Source organism: Hyphomicrobium facile (assembly GCF_900116175.1).
Lineage (GTDB): Bacteria > Pseudomonadota > Alphaproteobacteria > Rhizobiales > Hyphomicrobiaceae > Hyphomicrobium_B > Hyphomicrobium_B facile.
Genome location: NZ_FPCH01000001.1, coordinates 1,282,458 through 1,303,875 on the forward strand (window position 1 = coordinate 1,282,458; position 21,418 = coordinate 1,303,875).

General features: G+C 58.9%; 22 protein-coding genes. 4 read left to right on the forward strand and 18 right to left on the reverse strand.

Annotation, left to right across the window (positions count from 1 at the left end; genetic code table 11):
- Positions 1-34 precede the first annotated feature (34 nt).
- The 9 genes from BM399_RS06200 to BM399_RS06240 form a co-directional block, all read right to left on the reverse strand.
- Positions 35-1,282 carry a glycosyltransferase gene (locus BM399_RS06200; RefSeq protein ID WP_092865591.1) on the reverse strand — a complete coding sequence of 416 codons (1,248 nt, stop codon included), beginning with the start codon at positions 1,280-1,282 and terminating at the stop codon, positions 35-37.
- Positions 1,270-2,325 carry a hypothetical protein gene (locus tag BM399_RS06205; protein ID WP_143111343.1) on the reverse strand — a complete coding sequence of 352 codons (1,056 nt, stop codon included), beginning with the start codon at positions 2,323-2,325 and terminating at the stop codon, positions 1,270-1,272. The genes BM399_RS06200 and BM399_RS06205 overlap by 13 nt, the downstream gene beginning before the upstream one ends.
- Positions 2,312-3,208, reverse strand: a complete 897-nt coding sequence (locus BM399_RS06210; RefSeq protein ID WP_092865598.1) for a D-alanyl-D-alanine carboxypeptidase family protein — start codon at positions 3,206-3,208, stop codon at positions 2,312-2,314. Before BM399_RS06210 ends, BM399_RS06205 begins: the two co-directional genes overlap by 14 nt.
- 262 nt (positions 3,209-3,470) lie before the next feature.
- Entirely contained in the window at positions 3,471-4,433 is a 963-nt protein-coding gene (locus BM399_RS06215) for an FAD-dependent oxidoreductase (protein ID WP_092865601.1), read from the reverse strand.
- Positions 4,426-5,814, reverse strand: a complete 1,389-nt coding sequence (locus tag BM399_RS06220) for an NAD(P)/FAD-dependent oxidoreductase (protein ID WP_092865604.1) — start codon at positions 5,812-5,814, stop codon at positions 4,426-4,428. The genes BM399_RS06215 and BM399_RS06220 overlap by 8 nt, the downstream gene beginning before the upstream one ends.
- Positions 5,811-6,626 carry a choline/ethanolamine kinase family protein gene (locus BM399_RS06225; RefSeq protein ID WP_092865607.1) on the reverse strand — a complete coding sequence of 272 codons (816 nt, stop codon included), beginning with the start codon at positions 6,624-6,626 and terminating at the stop codon, positions 5,811-5,813. The genes BM399_RS06220 and BM399_RS06225 overlap by 4 nt, the downstream gene beginning before the upstream one ends.
- Positions 6,623-7,456 (reverse strand): carbohydrate ABC transporter permease, encoded by an 834-nt coding sequence (locus BM399_RS06230; RefSeq protein ID WP_092865610.1) that lies wholly within the window; start codon positions 7,454-7,456, stop codon positions 6,623-6,625. The genes BM399_RS06225 and BM399_RS06230 overlap by 4 nt, the downstream gene beginning before the upstream one ends.
- Positions 7,449-8,321 carry a carbohydrate ABC transporter permease gene (locus tag BM399_RS06235; protein WP_092865613.1) on the reverse strand — a complete coding sequence of 291 codons (873 nt, stop codon included), beginning with the start codon at positions 8,319-8,321 and terminating at the stop codon, positions 7,449-7,451. Before BM399_RS06235 ends, BM399_RS06230 begins: the two co-directional genes overlap by 8 nt.
- A complete protein-coding gene (locus BM399_RS06240) occupies positions 8,318-9,109 on the reverse strand; it encodes a DeoR/GlpR family DNA-binding transcription regulator (protein ID WP_143111344.1) in 792 nt (263 codons plus the stop codon). The genes BM399_RS06235 and BM399_RS06240 overlap by 4 nt, the downstream gene beginning before the upstream one ends.
- Positions 9,110-9,227: 118 nt before the next feature.
- Here BM399_RS06240 and BM399_RS06245 point away from each other — a divergent pair, with 118 nt between their 5' ends.
- Both BM399_RS06245 and BM399_RS06250 read left to right on the forward strand, forming a co-directional pair.
- Positions 9,228-10,544 (forward strand): ABC transporter substrate-binding protein, encoded by a 1,317-nt coding sequence (locus tag BM399_RS06245; RefSeq protein ID WP_092865619.1) that lies wholly within the window; start codon positions 9,228-9,230, stop codon positions 10,542-10,544.
- A gap of 50 nt (positions 10,545-10,594) precedes the next feature.
- Positions 10,595-11,686 carry an ABC transporter ATP-binding protein gene (locus BM399_RS06250; protein ID WP_092866457.1) on the forward strand — a complete coding sequence of 364 codons (1,092 nt, stop codon included), beginning with the start codon at positions 10,595-10,597 and terminating at the stop codon, positions 11,684-11,686.
- 68 nt (positions 11,687-11,754) lie between these two features.
- Here BM399_RS06250 and BM399_RS06255 read toward each other — a convergent pair whose 3' ends face one another.
- From BM399_RS06255 to BM399_RS06270, 4 genes are read right to left on the reverse strand one after another with little or no spacing between them, the layout of a single operon-like run.
- Entirely contained in the window at positions 11,755-12,375 is a 621-nt protein-coding gene (locus BM399_RS06255) for a HupE/UreJ family protein (protein ID WP_177228052.1), read from the reverse strand.
- On the reverse strand, positions 12,372-12,983 hold the full coding sequence (locus BM399_RS06260) for a HupE/UreJ family protein (protein WP_092865625.1): 612 nt from the start codon (positions 12,981-12,983) through the stop codon (positions 12,372-12,374). Before BM399_RS06260 ends, BM399_RS06255 begins: the two co-directional genes overlap by 4 nt.
- A gap of 31 nt (positions 12,984-13,014) precedes the next feature.
- Positions 13,015-13,998 (reverse strand): HupE/UreJ family protein, encoded by a 984-nt coding sequence (locus BM399_RS06265; RefSeq protein WP_092865628.1) that lies wholly within the window; start codon positions 13,996-13,998, stop codon positions 13,015-13,017.
- Positions 13,995-14,858 carry a peptidyl-prolyl cis-trans isomerase gene (locus BM399_RS06270; protein WP_177228053.1) on the reverse strand — a complete coding sequence of 288 codons (864 nt, stop codon included), beginning with the start codon at positions 14,856-14,858 and terminating at the stop codon, positions 13,995-13,997. The genes BM399_RS06265 and BM399_RS06270 overlap by 4 nt, the downstream gene beginning before the upstream one ends.
- A 279-nt stretch (positions 14,859-15,137) precedes the next feature.
- Between BM399_RS06270 and BM399_RS06275 the strand changes: the two genes are divergently transcribed.
- Entirely contained in the window at positions 15,138-17,144 is a 2,007-nt protein-coding gene (locus BM399_RS06275) for a hypothetical protein (protein WP_177228054.1), read from the forward strand.
- Positions 17,145-17,397: 253 nt separating this feature from the next.
- On the opposite strand, the gene BM399_RS06280 is transcribed toward BM399_RS06275, so the two are convergent.
- Complete coding sequence (locus BM399_RS06280) at positions 17,398-17,859, reverse strand: copper resistance CopC family protein (protein WP_092865635.1); 462 nt, start codon at positions 17,857-17,859, stop codon at positions 17,398-17,400.
- A gap of 55 nt (positions 17,860-17,914) precedes the next feature.
- Positions 17,915-18,535, reverse strand: a complete 621-nt coding sequence (locus BM399_RS06285) for a TIGR02466 family protein (protein ID WP_092865638.1) — start codon at positions 18,533-18,535, stop codon at positions 17,915-17,917.
- A gap of 144 nt (positions 18,536-18,679) precedes the next feature.
- Here BM399_RS06285 and BM399_RS06290 point away from each other — a divergent pair, with 144 nt between their 5' ends.
- The gene (locus tag BM399_RS06290) at positions 18,680-19,162 is read left to right on the forward strand and encodes a hypothetical protein (RefSeq protein WP_092865641.1); all 483 of its coding nucleotides are present in this window, start codon (positions 18,680-18,682) and stop codon (positions 19,160-19,162) included.
- Between the two features lie 51 nt (positions 19,163-19,213).
- Here the strand turns inward: BM399_RS06290 and BM399_RS06295 are convergent, their stop codons facing one another.
- The 3 genes from BM399_RS06295 to BM399_RS06305 are packed head-to-tail and all read right to left on the reverse strand — an operon-like array spanning position 19,214 to position 21,411.
- Complete coding sequence (locus tag BM399_RS06295) at positions 19,214-19,735, reverse strand: hypothetical protein (protein ID WP_092865644.1); 522 nt, start codon at positions 19,733-19,735, stop codon at positions 19,214-19,216.
- Positions 19,736-19,738: 3 nt separating this feature from the next.
- Positions 19,739-20,317 carry a type II secretion system protein GspM gene (gene gspM / locus BM399_RS06300; protein WP_092865647.1) on the reverse strand — a complete coding sequence of 193 codons (579 nt, stop codon included), beginning with the start codon at positions 20,315-20,317 and terminating at the stop codon, positions 19,739-19,741.
- Complete coding sequence (locus BM399_RS06305) at positions 20,314-21,411, reverse strand: PilN domain-containing protein (protein WP_092865651.1); 1,098 nt, start codon at positions 21,409-21,411, stop codon at positions 20,314-20,316. Before BM399_RS06305 ends, gspM begins: the two co-directional genes overlap by 4 nt.
- Positions 21,412-21,418 lie beyond the last annotated feature (7 nt).

Consider the following 21,418-nt stretch of genomic DNA (forward strand, 5'->3'; position numbering starts at 1 on the left):
AAGGTGCCAATATCAAATGATTGCCGGGGCTATATTACTCCGCAGGGATCACGTGCCTGAGACGCTTTCGTGACCATTGCGCTCGCAAGCTCGCCCACATGCGGTGAAGAAGCTCTCGACAGCGCAGGTGTCGAGGGAGATGGTCTCCGTGAAATTTGCGGTAGAGCGCGAGCAACTCCACTTGCTGGTGCTGCTGTGCTCTGGTGCTCTCGCGCAACTTCGCTTTCATCTCCGCCAACTTCTTGAGCTTGCCATGGATGCCTTCCAGCTCGGCCCACATGGGGTCAACATCCTTCGCGAGCTGTTCCAGATAGGGCGCGAAGGAATCGTCCGCGACGAGCGCTGCTGGCTTTGCTTGCGCCGCCTCGCGATAAATGGCTTCGAGCCTATCGACGGCGACGTCGATCGTGCATTCAACGCGGACTTTTGCCGTGATCCGCTCCAAATCTGAGGGCGAATACCTGTCGATCTGCTTTCGCAGCCACTGCTCGTTGATCTGGCTAGACGACATGAAATAGCGCGGTCCGAAATTCGAGAAGGCCCATTCGTCGAATGTGTCGGCGGTTACAAGCGCGCCGGCTTGTCCCGGAATGATGGGTATAACTGCGCAGCCTGTCGCCATCGCCTCCAACGCGCATTTGCCGATGGCGAAGACGAGATCGTATTGCTGAAGGAAGACCTCGGGGCGCGGTCGGTGGCTTTTATATGCGTGCCCGATTTTGTCGAGTTTGATGCCAAGAGCTGCGCACGCGGCCTCCAGTTGAACAAGCTCGGCCTCAGGTAGACGCGATCCCCCGAACAGCAGTGCGTTGCGAATTTGCGCCGGCGCCCGGCGCACTTCGGAGAAGCGCGTCGTATTGACGAAATTCGGAATGAACGTAACGCGCTCGGGCGCCAGTCCGAGTTCAGCTTGAGTGCGAAGCACCATCCACTCGCACATCATCACATATCTGCCGATCCTGCCGTGGACGGGAGGTCTTTCGACCCATGGCTGCGTGCCATGGCAGTAGTAAATTGCCGATGATGTCGGGAACCTCGCAATCGCGGCCATAGCGGGCAAGTGGTGCTGACCGTGGATCAGGTCAGGTGTCCACGGGGCGTCGCGGAGCTCGCACAGAACCTGTACGCCGCTCGGCAGCAGCAGCTTGGCGACATCGCCGATCTTCGGGCTGTACACCGCGATCTCGTGCCCGCGAGCGGCCAAAGTCTTTGCCACTTCAACAGTCACCATCTCCGAGCCAGCGACATTGCTCAGCTCGCGCTGCGTCATCACGATGCGCATGACACCTCCTGATGGGATACGAAAGCGCGCTCCGGCGGACTGGCCACGATGAGGCTCGATGCGGAGGGAGTCGTCAAATACCCTATTCCGAAATCGAGCCGGCGACTGTCTTTCGAGGCCAGATACGCGCGCGCGAGGCTCGATTGGTCATATCGAGAGAAGACAGGGATGTCAGACGTAAATTGGCCATGAAGACCAACGCTCCAGCGCCACGTCTTCAGCAAATCGTAGGGAACGCCGCTTGGATCCTGAACCAATACCGACGCGTGATCCCTGATCACTTGCCGTAACCTCTCAAACGGCGGCTCGTGCAGCAGATAGCTCGCGCTCTTCACGAACACGGCCAGACCTTTAGCCGCCAAGAGACGGCGATGCAGGCTGCTGCTTTCACTCCAATGACCGTCACGCAAATCCTGCCGGAAGTAATGCAGGCGCCGAGGATCATCTCTCTCGCCGAACTCAATGCACAGACCTTCTGCTCCATCGATGAACTCGAGCGAGAGCAACGGCAATCCGCAACGGGCAATCTGCGTCAGAAGCAAAGGCAATACGCTGCGCACGTTAGTCGCCGCCAAACTGCGGTGAAGGTCCTTCGTGATGAAGTAAGAAAAGCAAAGATAATGGCGCATCGCCTCGAGGGTGTCGCCGAATTCAAACGCGGGCGACAACGCGTCAAGCGGCCAAAGCGAACAGGGCTCGAAGCCGACGAGGATATACTCGCGGGCATTCGGGGAGAGGTAGTAGGGAAAACAAAAGTCGGGACCGCCGAAGGGGTAGAACACCGTCTCCGGGTCGTAGCGTTCGCCGACGCTGTTTTCGGCCCAGGTTTTAAAGGGCAATCCGAACGTCCGGAGAAAGGTGTCGAATTGATCGTCCAGTTGCCGTGCCGTCTTTTGCCATTGCTTGCCGCGGCCATAGACCCGCGCGTGCTGCCGCGTCTTGGGTCCCGACAGTGCGAACGTCAAATCCCGCAAGCGGGCTTGGCAAGCGCTATTCCGGTTGGTGAAGGTGGGGGGCTCTCGGCGCTGATCAGTCTGGAACAAGTGAGGCTCCGCTGGTTCGATCGGGGATGCCGAGACTGAGAGTCAAGAGCTGGCGGGCATCGCTCCAAATTTGATCCATGGTGCTGTTCAGCGCGATAACGATGCGCCGCATCTGTCTCAAAGAACCGGACGCGACGAGGCAGTTGCCCGATGCTCGAGTGAAGCCCGTTTTCATGCCGTCGCAGGCCGGCATCGTACGCAACAAGCGATTGGTATTGTTCAAGCGCACCGATGATCCGTCGCCGTGGATCAAATTGCAGGCCTGTGTGGCGACGATGGCTCGCACATCGGGAATGTCGTCGACCGTTCTTGCGAGGACCGCAACATCTTCGGCGGTAGAAAACTGCTCTTCGTGGGGGAGGCCGCCGGGATTGCAAAACCGGCTGCTGTGCATTCCCAACTCTTTCGCGCGCACGTTCATCGCATCTACGAAAGCTTGGACCTTGCCGGAGTGGTCACGGGCCAGGGCACTCGCGGCATCGTTGGCGCTGCCAATCAGCATTGCTGAAAGCAAGCTCTGCCGGGAATAAGCGTCGCCGGGGCGGAGACCCGCCGTCACGGGTAGACATTGCGCATCTGCCGGCAGATCTTCCGGCAATACTTCGATGCGTTCTTTCAACGATCCCCTTTCAACAATAAGGAGGGCCGTCAGTAACTTTTGAATGCTGGCGATAGGACGGCCCACGGTGGGATTTTTTGAGAAGAGAACGGCGCCACTTTTTGGCTCGATGACGATTACCCGTTCGGCCGCAATCGGAAGCGCTGCGAAGCTTGTCGCCGGAGACTTCGAAAGTCTCAAAAAGGGCCTAGCAGGCATTCGGCTTACAGATGGCCCAGCGACGGCAGTATCGAGATTCGCAATTGTCTCGCTTTTCTCCGCCATTCCAGACGTAAATCCTTGTACCCGCGCGCAAACCCCTATTGCTTACTGGTGATTCGATTGGCGACGAAGCCGGCCGCCTGATTTACTTGTGCACTATCTGTTCAAAACATTATTTGCTCTTGAATGCCCTATGCTTGAGCCGGCACGGAAACGTTGATTCCGTTCGAGCACGACCCACCAAATGCAAGAAAAACTGAGGATGTTCGGCGCTAAGCCACCGTAGTCGGACTGTTACTGATCGGCAGAGTCACTTCGGCGTCGCCTAGCTCTGTGAGCCCAGATATTTTGCTACGGATAATCCAACGCGCCGGCCCTGTATCGCGCACGAGCCGCTTGCCTTGAGCGGGGAAAGAACGTTGCCGGCTGCGAAGACGCCGGGGACGTTCGTCAGTCCGGCGCGGTTGACTGCGAGACCGCCGGTTTGTCCATCGACCTTGACAGGACCGGTCGCGACGGCTGCGACTTCGGGTATCCAACCGGCGGTGAATACGACGCCATCGCAGGCGATCGTCTCGGTTCCGCGAGGGCCATCGACAACGATGCCTGAAACGCGGTTGTCGCGCGCTTTGATCGCAGCGACGTGCGTGCGAAGGCGAATATCGATGCCGATCGCTTTGGCGAGCCATCCCACGGGGCGGAATGAGCTGATCCGCGGGCCGTCATCCACCATCATGCGTACTTTCAACCCTGCATGATGTGCGGTCCATATCGCCGAGAATGATACGTGCTCTGTGCCGACAACGACGATTGATTTCATGGCGGCGGGGAAGGGGACACTCCGCGCGACCATCTGCTGAAGCAACCCTGTGGTCAAAACTCCAGCTTCCGGCCGGTCCCCTGGCACCATTCTGTTGCCACGGTTTGCTTCGCGAATGCCTGTCGCGAGAATTACGGTGCGAGGCTTGATGATCCGATAGCCGCATTCGGGCCCGGTGATCGAAACAGCGGGACCGTTATCGAGGGCGGTCATGGTGGTGCTGCAGAGGATGCGCACGTTTTTGTCTTCGACAGCGCGGACGAGACGCGCGGAAAATTCAGGACCAAATCGGGGAATTGCCGAATAGCCGATGCCGAAACCCGGATGCGCGCAGAAGCGCGGCAGGCCGCCGGGCGCATCATCGCGATCGATGATGAGGATGTCGCTCACGCCGCGTTTTGTCAGTTCGGCCGCTGCGGCCAGACCTGCGGGGCCTGCGCCGACGATAAGTACCTTCGGGTCACGCATCGCGCTTGACCTTTGCTTCGTCGAACATGGCCTGCACGCGCGCGCCGCAATAGAAGCCCTGACAACGGCCGAACATTGCGCGTGTGCGTCGCTTCAGAGCTTTGATCGATGCCGGTGGGACCGGTGAGTTGAGAGCGTCCCGCACTTCTCCGACGCTGATCCGTTCGCAATGACAGAGCATATCCGTATACGCGGGATCGGCCCCGATTTTCTCCGGATCCGCCCAGGGTCGAATGCTGGTTTCCGATAGATCCGGCACGCGCACGCCGCGCACTGGATTGACCGGCTGCTTATCGAAAACGTTTGGAAACACGAGAGACATCACATGTTCGGCGATACCCAAGGCGCCTGAAAACCCTGTCGAGCGAATGCCTGCAACCGTCAGCCAGCGCTCATCGAAGCGCGGGATGATTTGATAATCGCTGTGGTTGGTTGCTGGCCGCATGCCGGCATAGATCGTGTTCACCGGCATGCCACGCAGGCTCGGAACCATGTCATCGATTGCCTGCCGTAACGCGCGGAGTCCGGCCTCGGTGACGCCGCGGTCGTCGCGATCTTCCACCTCTTCGGCAGTCGGGCCGACGAGTACGTTTCCGAATATCGTCGGCGATATCAGAATGCCGCGCGATGCCGGTGTCGGTGTCGGATACGCGATGATGTCGTGGATCGCTCGCGCCGGCTTGTCGAGCAGAATGTATTGCCCGCGCCGAGGGCGCATCACGAAATCGGAATGGCCGACCAAGCTCTCGACCATATCGGCACGGATACCGCCCGCGTTGATGACCAGACCGGCATCGAGAACGTCGCCACGGTTGTTACTCAACCGCCAGCCGCGAGCGTTTCGCTCGGCGCGTGAGACGCGCCACGGCCGCCAGAACGCGACTCCATTGGTGACCGCGTCGAGTACATAGGCGTATGGCGTCGAGAACGGATCGGCGATGATTTCATCGGGCATCCATTGCGCACAAAGAACACCGGGGCGGAACTGAGGCCAACGCCTTGCCACTTCATAGCCCTCGAGCAGGTGGACGTTGTGAAACCCTTCGCTATGGACTTCCTCGACAAGCTTCTCGACAGTCGCGCGTTGCTCGTCAGTCCAGGCCAGCATGATGGCGCCGGTCTTGCGCATCGGCAGGCCAAGTTGCGGAGCCTCAGTCATATAGCGTTGGTACCCGCGCACAACGAGATCGCGCTCCAGGGAACCGGCCGGCGTGTCGTGTCCCTCGGTCATGAGGGCGGAGTTGCCTTTGCTCGACTCGTCGCCAAGATCCGTATTGGCTTCGAGCAGAACGACTTTCAAGTCGTAGCGGGATAGATCGCGGGCAATCGCCGAACCGACGACTCCCGCGCCAATGACCGCGATATCGAACTGAGCACTCATGAAAATAGTCTCAGCATTCGGTCGATGCAGAGATTCGTGTACGAAACCATGTCGCCCTGCGGTCCGCCGTGACGGAGTTGAGCGAGGCACCACAAGGCCTCGCGTACGATGAGAGCCACGCGCTGTTGTTCCAATACTTCGGTGCGATGAGGCCCGTATGCGGCAAGCAGCCTTTGTGTTTCAGCCGGAGTGAGATCGCCATTCGAGATGACTGATGCGAGATCGATTTCAGGAGCGCCGCGCCCGGAGTATTCCCAATCGATCAGCAGCAAACCGGTTGTGGTGCGCATCAAGTTTTCAGGGATGATGTCGGTGTGGACGAGACAGTCGCCATGGAGATTTGGCTCGCCCAGCAGCCGGATGATGGTCTCGCGCGGTACGGGTAGCTCGTCGTCGGGCGTCGTTTCGAGATAGTTACGGCAGATCGCAACGCCGCAGCGCGCCGTGATCGTGCGAGGTGCGGGGCGGGCATGAAGGCGGCGAAGAACTGCGGCGATCGCGTCAATCGTCTCGTCGTCATGCATGTCAGCGGCGCACAAGGTGGCGCCGTCGACGAAGGCAGTAATCAGGATGCCGTTGTCGGCGTAGTGGACGCCCGGTGAAACGCCTAATTCGGCCGCGAATTTCGCGCACGCCTGCTCATTCGTGCGCTTCACGTCGTGATGCGGTAAGTCTACGCCCATGCGGCCGAAATAGCGGTCATCGCCATGGCGGATGATGAAGTTGCGGTTGGTCCGGCCTTTCTCCAAAGGCACCAGGCTCGGTGTGCTACGCCAGATCGGCAAAGCAGCGATGGCTTCCTCCTCGGTCATCCTTTGACGGCTCCGAATGTCAGTCCGCGCGCCATGTAGCGCGAGAGCGAGAACGTCAGAGCAAAGACCGGAAGCAGGACAACGACGCCAAGTGCAAGCGCCGGTCCCCAGAGGATGCCGCGATGCGTGAGTGCCAATCCGACGATTGGGGGCAGCGGCCGCAAGTCTCCGCCCACGAGCGTGTTCGCGATCATGAATTCGTTCCAACTGAAGATGAATACGAACACGGCGCAGCAAATCAATCCGGGCACGGACAACGGAAGGATGGCGCGCCAAAGCACACCGAACGGACGGCAGCCATCGACCGTCGCAGCCTCGTCAATCTCGCGCGGGATCTCCTCGACGAAAGATTTGAGAACGAGAATGGCGAATGGCAGCTGGAACGCCGTGTTGAGGAGGATGAGAACCGTCAGCGTATTATAAAGCCCGACCTGTCGCATCAAGATGAACAGCGGCACGACTGCCGCGATCGGCGGGATCATCTTGAGGCTCAGGATCTCAAATGTGATCGCGTCTTTGCCTTTGATCGGAAACCGGGCAAGCCCGTAGGCTGCAGGCAAAGCCAACAGCAAAGTGAGGACCGTCGTCGCAACGCTGACGATGATACTGTTCACCAGATGCCGTTCGACATTCCAATTGTCAAAAATGAAATACCAATGATCGAGCGTCGGCGTGAAGAACCATACGGGGGTTGGAGAGAGGAGATCGGCTTGCGCCTTGAAGGCGCCGAGGATCATCCATGCCAATGGAAACAGGAACAGCGCAACGATCAGGATGTTGGCGGCGAGATGCGCGGCTTCGAGCCAGCTCTTGCGACGGTTCTCAGCCATTTGACAGCACTCGCTTGAATGTAAAGGCGCTGAATGCCGTGACCATCAGCAACACGAGGAACGACATCGCCGATGCCAAAGCCACGTTGAGGTTCACCAGTCCCTCGCGCTGAATGAGAAGAGTGATGAGATCCGTTGCGCGCGCAGGGCCGCCCTTCGTCAGAACGAAGACCGTGTCGAATGTCGCGATCGCAAACATCACGCGGAATGCCAGCGCCACCGCAATTATGCGAGACATGAGCGGCAGCGTGATGTGGATCAGCAAGTCGAATGATCGCGATCCGTCGACTTCAGCCGCTTCGAAGACTTCTTCCGGCAAGCCCTCAAGCCCTGCCAGCAGGATCAGAAACATGAAGGGCGTCCACTGCCAGACGTCCATGATGATGATTGACACCATCGCGAGGATGGGATCCGCAAGCCAGAGAAGCGTACCGAAGCCCAACTGTTGACCGGCATAGGGGATGATCCCGAAGTCGCTGTTGAGCATCAGCTTCCAGATCAAGCCGACGCTGACTGGTGTTGCCATCAACGGCAGCATGAGGAGCGCGCGCATAATGGGATGCGTGTTGCGCATGGATTTGAAGGAGAGCGCGAGCGCAAAGCCGATCAGAAATTCGAGCGAAATCGCTGCGACGAGAAAAATCACCGTCACTGCGAGAGAACTTCCGAACGCGCTGTTCGTCAGAACGCTCCAATACGTATCGAGCCCGACAAAACGCGTGATGGGGCTCGTCAGCCGCATGTTCGTCAGGCTCGCATAGAGCGAGTACAGCATCGGATAGACCAGAATGACGGTCAGAAACACGCCAGCGGGAAGAAAAAACCAAAGGCCCTGACGAGCCGCCCGCGCATTGGGCCCCTTCATGCTTTTTCCTTCGATCGCGATAAAATATTCACGCCGCTCTCCGTGAGTGCCGACGGGATTTCGGCGCGCGAGCAGCCGCACACCAGATGATCGACGGCATACATGGCGACGCCGATGACGCGTTTGACCGACATGAGTTTTGTTTTGGTCGCGACCGCTGCGACGCTTTTTGATTGAGACGCCATTCTCCGCGCCAGAGCGGCATCCTCTGCATTCAGGAATGTCAGTCCCTGTTCGGGATGCAGGCCATCGGGCGAAATGATTGCAAGGTCGGCGTTGATCTGGGCAGCCATGGCTTCAGCAAATGGACCGGACGTCGCCAGCGATGATTGCCGCACAAAACCGCCGAGCAAACATGCGGTGATCGATTTGCTCTCCGACAGCTTGGCAGCGACGTTGACAGCCGGTGTCGCGACGAACAACTCGATCCCGCTCTCGACGATCAGTTTCGCGATCGCCATCACGGTTGAGCCATCATTCATGAACAATGTGCTTCCCGGAGCGAGGAGGGGAAGGATCGCCTCCGCGATCGCTTGCTTCTCTTCGGCGTCGATGGCTTCGCGCTGCGCAAAATTTTGCTCGGCTTCGCGAAGAAGCGGAACGGCCGCGCCGCCGTGGCTTCGTTCGAGTTCGTCATTGTCTTCTAGAGCCGCGAGATCCCGGCGGATGGTGGCAGGCGAGGCATTCAAAAGCGCGCACAGCTCTTCAACCGTCGCAGATTGCTGGGTGCGGAGGATCCGACGGATTTCGGCCCGGCGCACGCCGGGGGCTCGCTTCGATTTTTGCATTGCCGCATTATAATCGATCAGGTGCGCACAAAACAATCACTATCAATCATAGTGTTTGCGTTTTGTGATTATTTCCTTTTACTGTCACGAAAGTGCAGGCCTGAAAAGGGGTGACGGGATGAGTTCGAGAAATTTGGCAAAGCATGCTGGTGCGGTGCTGTTGGGTGGCTCGGTGCTGGCCGCAGTTTTTGGCGGAACGCTTTCTGTCGCGAAAGCGGAAGAGCTGCGGATCATCGCCACCGGCGAGCCCTATGGTCTCGGCCTCAAGGCGGCGGCGAAGGTCTTCGAAACGAAGACCGGTATCAAAGTCACGGTCGACCAGTTTCCTTACTCAGATGCCTACAACAAGCAAGTTCTGCTCGGCACCGCTGGGTCCGATGAATACGACATGATGGTGCTGGACTGCATCTGGCTGCCAATTTTCGTGAAGAACAAGTGGGTTCAGCCGTTCGAGCCTCTCGAGGAAAAAGCAAAAGAGAAAGTCGAGTGGGACGCGTTCTTGCCGGGCATCGCGGACGCCTACGACGTCATTGACGGCAAGCGCTGGGCTGCGCCCGTCGATTTCTTCATCGAAGTGATGGGCTATCGTACCGATCTTTTCGAGAAGGCCGGCCTCAAAGAACCGCCGAAGACGTGGGATGAATTCAAGGCTCACGCGGAGAAGCTGAACGATCCGGCCAACAACGTCTACGGCGTCGTGAGCATGCCGGGCGAGCAGGATGGCGGGTATTCGGAGTGGACCGTGCGTCTCGCAAGCCTTCCGATGCCGCCGAACTCTACCCAGTTCGTCTGGGACAAGAATTTCAAGCCGATGCTGGAGAACGACGGCAACGGCCGGAAGGCACTGGATCGCTGGCTCGAGATCAAGCCTTTCACCGCGCCTGGCGCAAACGAGATGGGCTACGCCGAAGCCACCAATGCGTACATGCAGGGCAACGCTGCAATGTACATCAACTGGTTCGGATTCTTCCCCGACATCGAAAATCCCGAAACCAGCAAGGTTCTCGGCAAGGTCGCGTATGCGCTGCCTCCGCGTGAGACGCTCGACGGAAAGCGCACCGATTATATCGGCGGCTACCAGATCGCGATTGCAGCTAATGCACCGAAGCCGGATGCGTCGTATCAGTTCATCGCGTTCGTCACGAGTGCTGAAGGGCAAGACATCATGCTCGAAGCCGGTGCATCAGGCGCCTATCGCGCTGACGTCTACAACAACGATAAATGGCTGACGAAGTTTCCCTTCCTGAAGCCTGTCAAAGAGACGGAAGTGCTGGTTCCGTTGACGTCCGGGCTCGCGGAATATGTTGAGATGCAGCGGACCGTTTACGATCAGCTGTTCGCGGCCTGGGTCGGAAAGTCGACCTCCGACGCAGCTATTTCGACTGCGAACAAAAACCTCGACGAGCTGATGAAGTCGCTCGGTTATCAGAAGTGACGGAAGGGGCCGGCTTCGTGCCGGCCCGCTCCACCATCAGCGAGACTTCAATGGCCGACGTTTCCCTGCGCCGCGTATCGAAAAGCTTTGGTGCGACCGATGTCATTCCAGAGCTGGATCTTGTGATCCGCAGCGGCGAATTCACCGTTCTTCTCGGTCCGTCCGGTTGCGGCAAGACCACGCTCTTGCGCATGGTCGCCGGACTGGAGGACCCAAGCAACGGCGAAATCTTCATCGGTGATCGCGCGGTGACGAGATTGCGTCCGAGCGAGCGCGACATCGCGATGGTCTTCCAGAGCTATGCGCTTTACCCGCATTTGACGGTCGGAGAAAACCTGGCCTTTCCTTTGCGGGTCAAAGGAATGCCCAAGGCTGAGCGCGAGTGGCAGGTCGCCCGCGTGAGTGGTTTGCTCGGGCTGGCGGAACTCCTCGATCGCAAGCCGAGACAGCTCTCCGGCGGTCAACGCCAGCGTGTTGCGCTCGGCCGGGCGATGGTGCGCGAACCGGATGTATTTCTGTTCGATGAGCCGTTGTCGAACCTCGACGCGAGCATGCGCGAGGAAATGCGGTCCGAGCTGATCCGTTTCCACGAACAGCAGAAGAAGACCGTGATCTACGTGACTCATGATCAGGTCGAGGCCATGACGATGGCCCAGCGTATCGTCATTATGTGCAAGGGCGTGATCCAGCAGATCGGCACTGCACGCGAAGTTTATAAGACGCCTGCCAACACCTTCGTTGCCCGCTTCATCGGCAGTCCGGGTATGAATCTCCTGGACCTGAAACGTGACGGCGCTGGCATAACCGTTGGCGGCGCGCAGGCGGACGTCAGCGCCGGTTGCGTGTTGCCGAATGATCCGAATTTCATCCTGGGCTGCCGTCCCGAGGATATCCAACTGGAAGCTTCGGGTGGCGAGGGCATTCGTTTTCCGGCGACCGTTGTCGCCCTGCAGCCGCTCGGCGCATCGCTCCTCGTCGATTTGGAAACGGACGGAGGAAAGGTCCGCCTGGTCGCTGTCACGGCATGGCGGGAGCCGATGCCGGAGCCAGGGAGCGTCATATCGCTGTTCGCGCCGGCTTCCAGCATATCCATGTTCGATGCTGAGACCGGTGCGCGAATGAGCGAGAAAAGCACCGCCTAAGGTTCGCGCGCGCATACATGGGGGGTTGGGTTTGGTCGCAGCCCTTCGCACCTTTGCGCGAGCATCGCTTACATGGCTGAAGTGCGCAGCTGCAGCCCTATCATTATGACGCCCACGGCGGCGACCCAGCTTCCGCTTGCCCGCAATGCGATCAGTCGCCATTCCATGCCGCCCTGAAGGAAAGAAATCGCGAGGGCCGTAATCAGCGTGACGAAAACATAACCGACCGCTGCGACCCCGCAGATAAACAGTAGGCGGTCCGTGTCTTGCGTCATCGCCTGGCCGTTGTGGTAGCCGTGCAGCAGAGCGATGAGCGTGCCGAGGCCGACAAAGACCGGGAAGGGAAGCTTGGCGGCCGCTGCAACAGCCAGGCCCGTGACGACGATGACTGCAAGGTTCCAGGCTGGAGAGATGGACAGAGCCGGTGCAACAACCGACAGCAGCGCTCCTCCCACAAGGGAGATCGGAAATACGAACAACAACCAGCGTGCGTTCCGTGAATCCTGAATAGAAGCAAGGACCGCGAGCGCAAACCAAGGCACGACGTCCTCAGGACCGGAGAGCGGATGAAGCACGCCGCCGTAAAAGTCGCCGAGGGTCGTGTTGATGAGATGTGCATCGGCGCTCGCGGGCGCGGCGACGAGTGCGAGCGCCGCAGCAATGGCGCGGATCAGCGTTCCCTTTTTCAAGCCACCAATCCCATTGCGCTCAAGAGGAAGTATCCGCCGATTGCACCAATCGCGGCCCCGCTGGCACGAACGAGCTGTGCGCCGGCCGGCCAACGGGTGAGCACGCCGATGACGATGCCGCAGAGATGCAAGAGGCCAGTGGCGACGACGAAGCCCACACCGAAAGCGAGGGGATCGGCGGCTTCAGGCAACTCGCGTCCATGCGCGTAGCCGTGGAAAACCGCGAAGACGCTTACGAGGAGGGCGGCGACCCAAAGCGGAGGGCGGATATTCATCGCGACCGCTAGCCCGAGCGCAATTCCTGAAATCGCAATCATGATTTCCGTGAAGGGCAGATCAAATCCCGAGACGCCGAAGAGGCCGCCGATCGCCATCACAAGCGGGAACGCAATCGGCAGTATCCAGATCGCGGGATTGCCGAGTTGGGCACCCCATAGGCCGACTGCCACCATGGCGACGAGGTGATCGACGCCGGTGATCGGATGCATGAAGCCAGAGAGCAGTCCAGCGGACGTGCCCGTTCCCGTGTGCGCAAACGCAGGCGCGAGGGGCATGAGCGCGAATATCGTGGCCAAGGCCAAGCTCGCTTTGAGCGAAGCGATTTTCATTTCTTTGACTCCTTCGGGAAATCCTTGGCTTTCAGATGCGCGAGAGAAACCAAAATGAGGCGACGCTACCGATGGCGTAGGCAGGTAACGCTGCAGCCCATTGAGGCAGCATGGATTGTGTTGTGCGATGAGCCCACATCAGCGCGAGCACGAGCAGGACGAAGAGAAGTTGTCCGATCTCGACGCCGACATTGAAAAAGAGGAGGGCCATCGGCAGGACTGCGGACGGAATACCGATGGTAGTGAGCGCCGTGGCGAAGCCCAGTCCGTGCAGAAGGCCGAACATGAACGCGACAAACCAAGGATAGCGAGCCGTAAGGCCTATTTGACCGCGCTGAAGCTTGACGATCTCCACGCCAAGAAAAACGATGCTGAGCGCGATGGCTGCATTGAGCGGCTGCTCGGGAACACCAACCCATCCAAATGTCGCTGCGGCCAGCGACAAGCTATGCGCGATGGTGAAAGCCGTGATGGTGCGAACGAGCATCCATGGGCCGCGTACAAGCCAGATCAACCCGAGAACGAACAGCAGGTGATCGATGCCACGCAGGATGTGATCGATGCCGAGATTGATGTAGGTGCTGGCAAGGTCGAGCCACGCATTCAGATCATGACCAGGATCGCGAGCAAGCGTCACCACAGGATTGGCCGCGCTGACGGTGTAGGCATGCACTGGGCCTTCCTTGGCGATGACCCGGATCATCGCCGCCGATTGCTTGCTGCCGAGGCCGGTAAAACTCAGCTGACCGACTAGACCCTTTTCACCACAGTTGAGATCGGGTGCGTTCCAGACGCAGTGTTCGGGAAAAATCGGATGGTAGCTCTGTTCCGTCGGCGGCATCGTCCACTGCGTAAAGTAGCGACCCGGCGCCATCTCGCGCAGCGTCATCACGGCCATCGAAGCCTCGTGAGCCGATGCCGTGCCCGCCGAATTGAAATGCGAGCCGAGGAAGGCCAGCAATGTCAATAAAAGTGCTGGCACACCTGCGAACACGTTTCGTGCAGCGCCGATCATGGCTCACCGCGCCTGATGACGTAGGCCTTCGCCATGTCGCGTATCGTGGCCACGCCTAGGCGGCGCGCGCGGTCGTCTTTCCACTCATTGATGAGCTGGGTCTCGATCTCGTCCATTCGAACGGCGTGGCCAGGAACGAACGAGTCGAGGCGGACGATATGCCAGCCAGAAGCTGATTGCAGGGTCGTCCACTTGCCGACCGGGAGGGCGGCGATCTGGTCGACAAATGTCTTCCCGAAGGACGATTCGAGACTTGGCTTGGGGCGGTCGGCAAAAATTTGCGCGCGCAACCGCACCTCTTCCGGCTCGCTGCCGGATTCGATCTGCTGAAGTGTTGCTTTTGCCTGGACCTCGGCTTCCGGTCCGGTGAAAGGGACCTCGAAGAAGCCGACAAAATCCGGAACGTCGTACTGGGCGCGTCTCTCTTCGAACCATTCCGAAAGTTGCTGCCGGGTCGGCTCTTCGACATTGACGTTGCCGAATACGAGAAGGCGCATTTTCTGCATGATGCGTTCGCGGATCATGTCATCGCCGCGGTCTAAACCCTGAGCGAGCGCCTCACGATACGTCACCTCGTTGAGGATCCAATTATCGATCAAGCGCGTGAGCTCGGCTTTGCTCGGCTCGATGTCGTGCTTCTCTTTGTAGAGGTCGATGATCGATTGCCGAACCTCAGGCGTCACTTCGATGAGCCGCTCTTTGCTCACCGATGGCGTGACGGCGGCGTGGACCGCAAACAACAGTGCGCCAATCAGCAGAAAGTGCAGAAGCGGTTCGCGCGCCAAACTTGCAAATGCTGAATTCTGTGGAACGTCTGTTGACGGCGTCGTTCTGCCGTCGGCAGGCGGCGTGAAAGTCATAACGGATATTTGACTCCCTAACATCCCGGTCGCGGAATTCGGCCGCGTGTGGCCGCCATTCACTGCGCGAGCAAAGTGGGATTAAACGCACCGAGATGTCGGGCCTATGACAGTGCAAAGCGATGGGGCGAAATGAGTTTCGATTCATGTGCGCCGACAGGGTGCTTTCCTCGGACGCTGTTATTTTTCCTTCAGACCTCTGTCATCGTCAGTAGTTATCCGTCGCGCGGTCCGCTCTGAGGCGGTTCAATCATGGGGCTACAGGGAAATTGAGAGGGTATGTCTAAATCAGATTCTTACGGTCGCCGCGTCGTGCAGGCGTCAGCGCTGGTCATCGCAGCGAGCGTTGCCGGGTTCGCGCCCGCCAACGCCGGTAATTCCGGTGAAACCGACAGCTATATGGCGGGTGACTTTCACAACCACACCACCTGCACCGACGGCACCACCTCGCTCGAGACGATGATCACCAAGTCGATCAATACGTTCGATCTCGACTGGATGGCACAGGCAGGCCACGGCGGCAGCTACACACGTGACTGCCGTTACGACGATCCGGAAGGTGATTCCTCGAAGACCGGCAGCGGCAAGCTCTGGGAACAGACGATTGGCGCCGCCGCAATCAAAGGCGACGTCGCGAACTCGACTTCGTACTCTCCCGATGGACTGCCTCACCGCGCCATGTGGCGTTGGCAGATGCTGCAGGAGTTCGTGTATCCCGAAGTTTCGCGGATGTCGAAGAAGCTTAAAAATCCGATGCTGTACGTCGGCCTCGAGACCAACTCTCCCGGCCACGAGCACGTCAGCAGCACGGTTCTCGGTGCGCAGCGTTCTTGGGATTGGAAGGGCAGCACGGGCAACGTCGACGCGCTTGCCGAGTTCGAATACCGGTTCGATCGCAGCGACACGGATATGAGCGGTCCAGGCGGTACGCCGGGTGTCGCCAATAGCGGCATCTGGAAGGGCAAGGTCGCGAATGCCTCCGGCACCGGGCTCGGCACGGCGAACCACATCAACAAAGCTGTTCCGAGCGTTGCCTGGATGCAGGCCAATTATCCGCTGCAGAGCTACTTCGTTCCGGCTCACGTAGAGCGCGCCGGCGTGTTCGACCCGAACGGTAACCGTGGCTTCAACGTCGAGCACTTCCGCGACTTCAATAACGCGGGCCCGACGGTTGCAGTCGGCTTCGAAACGATGCCGGGCCATCAGGCCAGCAATAACCGCGGCGAATATCGCAAAAATTTCGGCGGTGCGGGCATCGACTCCGCTGGCGTAACGACCTTTGGCGGCACGGGGATTTACGGCGCCAAGATCGGCGGCCTGTGGGATGCAATGCTCGGCGAAGGCCGCAATTGGTTCTTCTTTGCGAGCTCCGATTGGCACAACCGCGGCGCGTTCAGCCCGTACGTTCGTGAATCGACGCAGGACTTCTATCCTGGTGAATATCAGAAGCTCTATATCCCGCGTCCTGGCAGCCGTTCAGTTTTGCTGCGTCCGCAGCTGATCGTCGATGCGGTACGTGCCGGCAACTCGTTCTCTGTTTCGGGTGACCTGATCTCCGGCGAGTTGTCGTACAGGGCCGAGCTTATCGAGGAATGCGTGCTCCCCAGGAGGAACCAGCCCTGCACTCGTGTGACGAATGTTGCGAAGATGGGCGAGACCTTGGTTGTTCCGCGCGGCAAGTCCGTTCGGATCACGCTCACGGTTACCGATCCGGACAAGGCGAACAACTCGCCGTACAAGTTCAACAACCCGTCGTTGCTGCAGGTTGGCATCAAGCAGCCGCTGAACAAGCCGAAGCTCGACCATGTCGACTTCATTCGCGGCGAGGTCACCGGCGTCATTGCGCCGACTGATCCGAAGTACACGGACGCGACGAACGCTACGGCTGCCATTTATGCCACGTTCGATGGCAACAAGTGGACGAAGCAGGGCCAGAAGCGCACGATGAGCTTCGTTATTCCGAACGTCCAGAGCAACCAGTACGTCCGCGCCCGCGGCACCAACCTGCCTCGCTCGACGCCGCTCGAGACGGATGCTCAGGGCAACCCGCTGGCGGATCTCGATCCGACGGCGATCACGGACGCGAAGAACACGATCCCCTGCACCGACAAGGCCTGCCCTGCCCACTTGCAGGTCTTGAACGGTCAGAAGTTCTCAAGCTACGACGTCGCAGCTTGGGCGGATCTGTGGTTCTACACGAACCCGATCTTCATCCGCGTATCTGATCAGCCGAAGCTTCTGGTTGAGAAGAACGCCGAGCTCGCACAGCAGCTCGCGAAGAACTAACGGCATAGGTGCGATCGTGATCTCGCGGTCGCACCGTCTTCCGAAGAATGTGACTGGGGGCCGGCTTCCGGCTCCCAGTTTTCTTTTCGCGAGTGCGCCCAGAGGCTCACGCGCAGCGCGTCGCCTTGCCGGCCGTTAATTCAATGAACCAGGCACGGCGGACCATGACGACCGGGGCGGCTTGTCGCGACCAAGCGGCGCGACTTTTGACGCTGCTACCTTTGAGGGTCAGGTGTAGCGCGGCAATTGACGTTCAACGAACATCCGACGGCGCGGCATCTTCAGGTGGTACCGCCACGGGCATTACCGGATTGCTCGGTTGCTGCAGGTCTTGGGACGTGACGGTGAAGGGAATGACGCCGCCATCCGAGTGATAGTGCTGACGCACATCGGCAAGCCATTCGAGTTGGTATTTGCCAGGCGGCAGCGGCTTGGTCACTGCGATCTCGACCTTGAAGACATCCTCATTCGTCTTTGGCCATTCGATTGGCCATATCTCGCGCCCGTTATCGACGCTCACAAGCCGGACTTCGGTCAGATGAATTCCCTCCGAGAAACTGATGTGCATCGTCGTCGGGGGTTCTTTCAGGATATCGCCAACGGCCGGAACGGACGTGTCGTACATTTCCTGAGCGCGCGTTTGCGCCGGCATGAGCAGTGATGCGCCAAGTGCCAGCATGGGGATGTAGGCGCCGCGCACGATAACGGTTCGCATGATCAACTTCTTTTGGACGAGAGGCTTTGGTCTAGAAAGCGAGCATCATCAAATTTCAAGAGAAGTTGACCGCGTAGCCGAATGAATCGAGCCGTTTTGGAACCGCGTTGAAGGCAACCGAAATGCGGCGGTCGCCGTGGTTCACCGGCACTTCGTGAAGCAGATAGCTCGGAAACAAAACGAGGTCCCCGGCGGAGATCACCGGCATCGCCCATTTGCTGCCGTTGAACGGACCGTATTTCACATTTTTGTTTTGATTGCTGAAGATGAAATCCGTACCGCCGAGGCTTTTGTGAAAGACCAGATTTGCAGAGCGATGAGAGTTTGTCAGGTAGAGCACGCCCGATACGAAGCTATTCGCGTGCGTGTGGATTGCCTGCTTTCCGCCGGTTTCGAGGATGTTGATCCAGATCTCTTTGATCGTCCACTCGAGGTCTTCGCCGAATAGTAAGGCACCGAACTCGACGAGCTTCGGCCGGATGAGCTTGCTCACCTCGAGAAAGGACTCTCGTCCGCTCGGGCTCATAATTTCGCTATGAGAGAGTTGGTTCGACTTGTCGTTATCCAGCTTGCGGGAAGCTGCGAACTCGCTGGTCAACCGGCGTATCAAGTCTTCATGCAAAAGCTTTTCAACGCGCATCACCGGAGTGGGAAATAGCTGAGCAATTTGGCTCATGAATGCTTAGTGTCTCCGAAGTTAGTCGCGCCCTTTTGCCTTTGTCTTGTGAACAACCGATGACAGTTAGACATCGGAATATTTCGGTGGCGCGGCGGCCGGCATCGGGGCATTGTCCCGCCCGAAATACGTCTCGGAGGGGAAATGCTGAAGGTTTGCCGCCATCTTCTTATCGTGGCTTGCGTCTTCCTGCTTCGTGCGCAACCTTCGCTCGCTGCCAGCCTGACTGTCGCTGGCGACAGTCCGCGTGAGAGCGTCACGCTCACGATTGAAGACATGGCCGTGGGCGGCATCCTTCAGAACCTCAGTGAAAAATACGGATTCGAAATTCTCGGGATCGAGAAGGTCGACGAGGGCGGCGACACGCTGTCAGCGACCCTCTCGGGAGACCTCCACAGCATTCTCGAGCGCCTGCTTCGCAACCGCAACCACGTTATCGTTCGCTCAACCGATACCGTTAGCGGCATCGAGAAGGTCATAGTCATCGACGCTGTTTATGGTGCCCGCCAGGCGAAGGCGGTTGTGAGGGGGGCCGCGGGCCATGCTCCGGCGGCGCCTCGTCAGGGGTATTCCGACGACGGGAAACGCACTCGTCCGCGAAATGTCGGAAGCGGTCCGGACGAATAAGTTTTCTGAGCATGTGCGTGTCGATCCACATGCCATGTGCTGGGTCGTCCCTTAGTGATTGAGACTCACAGAGAGCGGTGTGCCATCGCTGCGCTCCAGAAATACGGATGCTGCTTCTACCGTCGCAACGCGCCAGCTGCCCACCATATCTCCACTCTCTACACGAAAGCTCGTTCCATCGGCGGCATTGCGCAGGAGCGCGATTGCACGATCGCCGTTGAGAACCACGCCGAGCAATTCGTAGACAGGTTTCTCGCCGATCAATGTTGTGTCCTGGTGCTTGGCTGTATCGGTCTCGACCGGGCGCCTGCGGGTTGGTGCGAACAGCGGGCGCTCGACCGTGTCCCTCAGCTCATCTTTCGAGATCGCTACCAGAGGATTGCCGATCGAGATGTGGCTCGACTGCTTGTTTTCATCGTTTGATGACAAGTCAGGATCGGTTTGGTCTTGCGGCTCGCCGGATGCGATGGGCGGCGCAGAAGCCATGGGGCTTGGCTGCTGGTTGTCGAACCAGACCAGGCAGGCAAGAGCCAGACAAGCCACGATCATCAGGTAGAGACGGTACTGATTCATCTTTCAGGGCGTCCCGTTCTTTTTAGCAAAGCCGCTCAACTGAAGCGTCACATCGTATGGGCCGATGTAATTCGGATCGGGAGCTTGGAAATCGCCCTGCCTGGAGCGAATGGCAATCTCATCGAGAAAGATCAACGGTGTGCCGGTTTCCAGGTCGTAAAGAATATCGCGCAGCCCATCAACTCCGACGCTGATCGAGAGACCCATGGGAATGCGCACCAAATTTCCATCCTCCTGCGGCGGCAGGATTTGAAAGCTCGATGCGGCTCCGCCGTGCGCGACCACGAGATTGTTCAGCAGTTTTTGCAGATTGGCTCCCGCAATTCCTGTGGTTTCGCCTTTGAGAAGCAGATCCGTGTCTTGCCCGAGCATGGCCAATTCGCTGTTCTCTTTCCGAACCTCTCCCTCCGTGGCCAACTGCCGTTGGAGGTTCGAGAGCTCCACCTGATGCTCCGATATGGCGGCATCGATTGTGCTTAAACGCACGAAAGGCGCGGCGGCGAATAGCACCATGAGCGCAAGTGCGGCGGCCAATACCGAAAGGGAAACGACGTTGGCGGATATCTCTGAGCGCGCGGTCATGGCTGGTCTTCCAAATTCGCGCCGCCTTCAGCGCGGCCGACGATTGAGAATGTCCCGACAGAGTCGCCTTCTTGGCGGGTTGTCGGAGCGGAAAAGCGAACGTCCTCAAAATGCGGGCTGTCCTCGAGTTTCGTGATCAATGCCGTTGGGTCATCGGACTTTCCAACTATGCGGGTCTCGCGGCCGTGAATTTCAAACTCCGTAAGGTAGGCGCTGTCCGGCAAGGCCCGGCTCATGGCTTCGAATAGGAGAAATGCGGGTGGCTCGGTGATCTTGCGTTTGGTCAGATGCTCGCGCTGCTCTTTAAGGCGCGTATTTTCGTCGTTGAGCTTGGTGATCTCTTCGACTTGCGATTTGCTGGCGATAATTTTCACTTCGAGGTCGTCGTTCCGCGACATGTGGTCGAATGCCAGGTAGAAGCCGAAGCTTCCCATCGCGACGCTTGCCGCGAGAAGAACCATCAACACAATGTGCAGCACCTGCTCTGTCTGCTTCAGCGCGTCTGCTTCCAGGGACAGGAGTTCAATACCCGTCGTGGCTTTGGGTTCCGACGCGAAATCGACGGCGTATGGTTTCAGCCCGAGCGCATAGGCTCGAAGCAATGCATTGTCGACGATTTTTCGCGTCGTTGCCGCGACGTAGATGTCGAGTTGGTCCGGTGAGTCCGCATTGGCGCCGACGATTTGATAGCCATAGTGGGTCTCTTCCACCGGCCAGGGGACGATGCGTTCCATCTGGTTTCGCAGCAGGGGCTCGACGAGATCGCTTGCGGCAGCTGGAATTTGAATGGTGCGGTCGACGATGTCGCTTGCCGACAGGCGTAACAGGATCTTCTTGTGGTCTTTGCCTGCCTCCTGAGTGGCGCGCTTTCTCATTGCTGCGATCTCCTCGGGCGCAGCGTTCGCCGAGAGCCGCAGGACAGGTCCGTTCGCGGTTGGGTCGCCGGCGTGCACCGATATTCCTTCAGGGGTGTTCAGCAGAAGCGTGCTCCAGCCGCGCGGTCCCGAGTTGCGGGACGTCAGTATGCGGCTCAAGTCGCGGATCCAACGTGCATAGAGTTGAGCTGCGGCGCTGGAGAGTTCGTCTACGGTCATGGTGCTG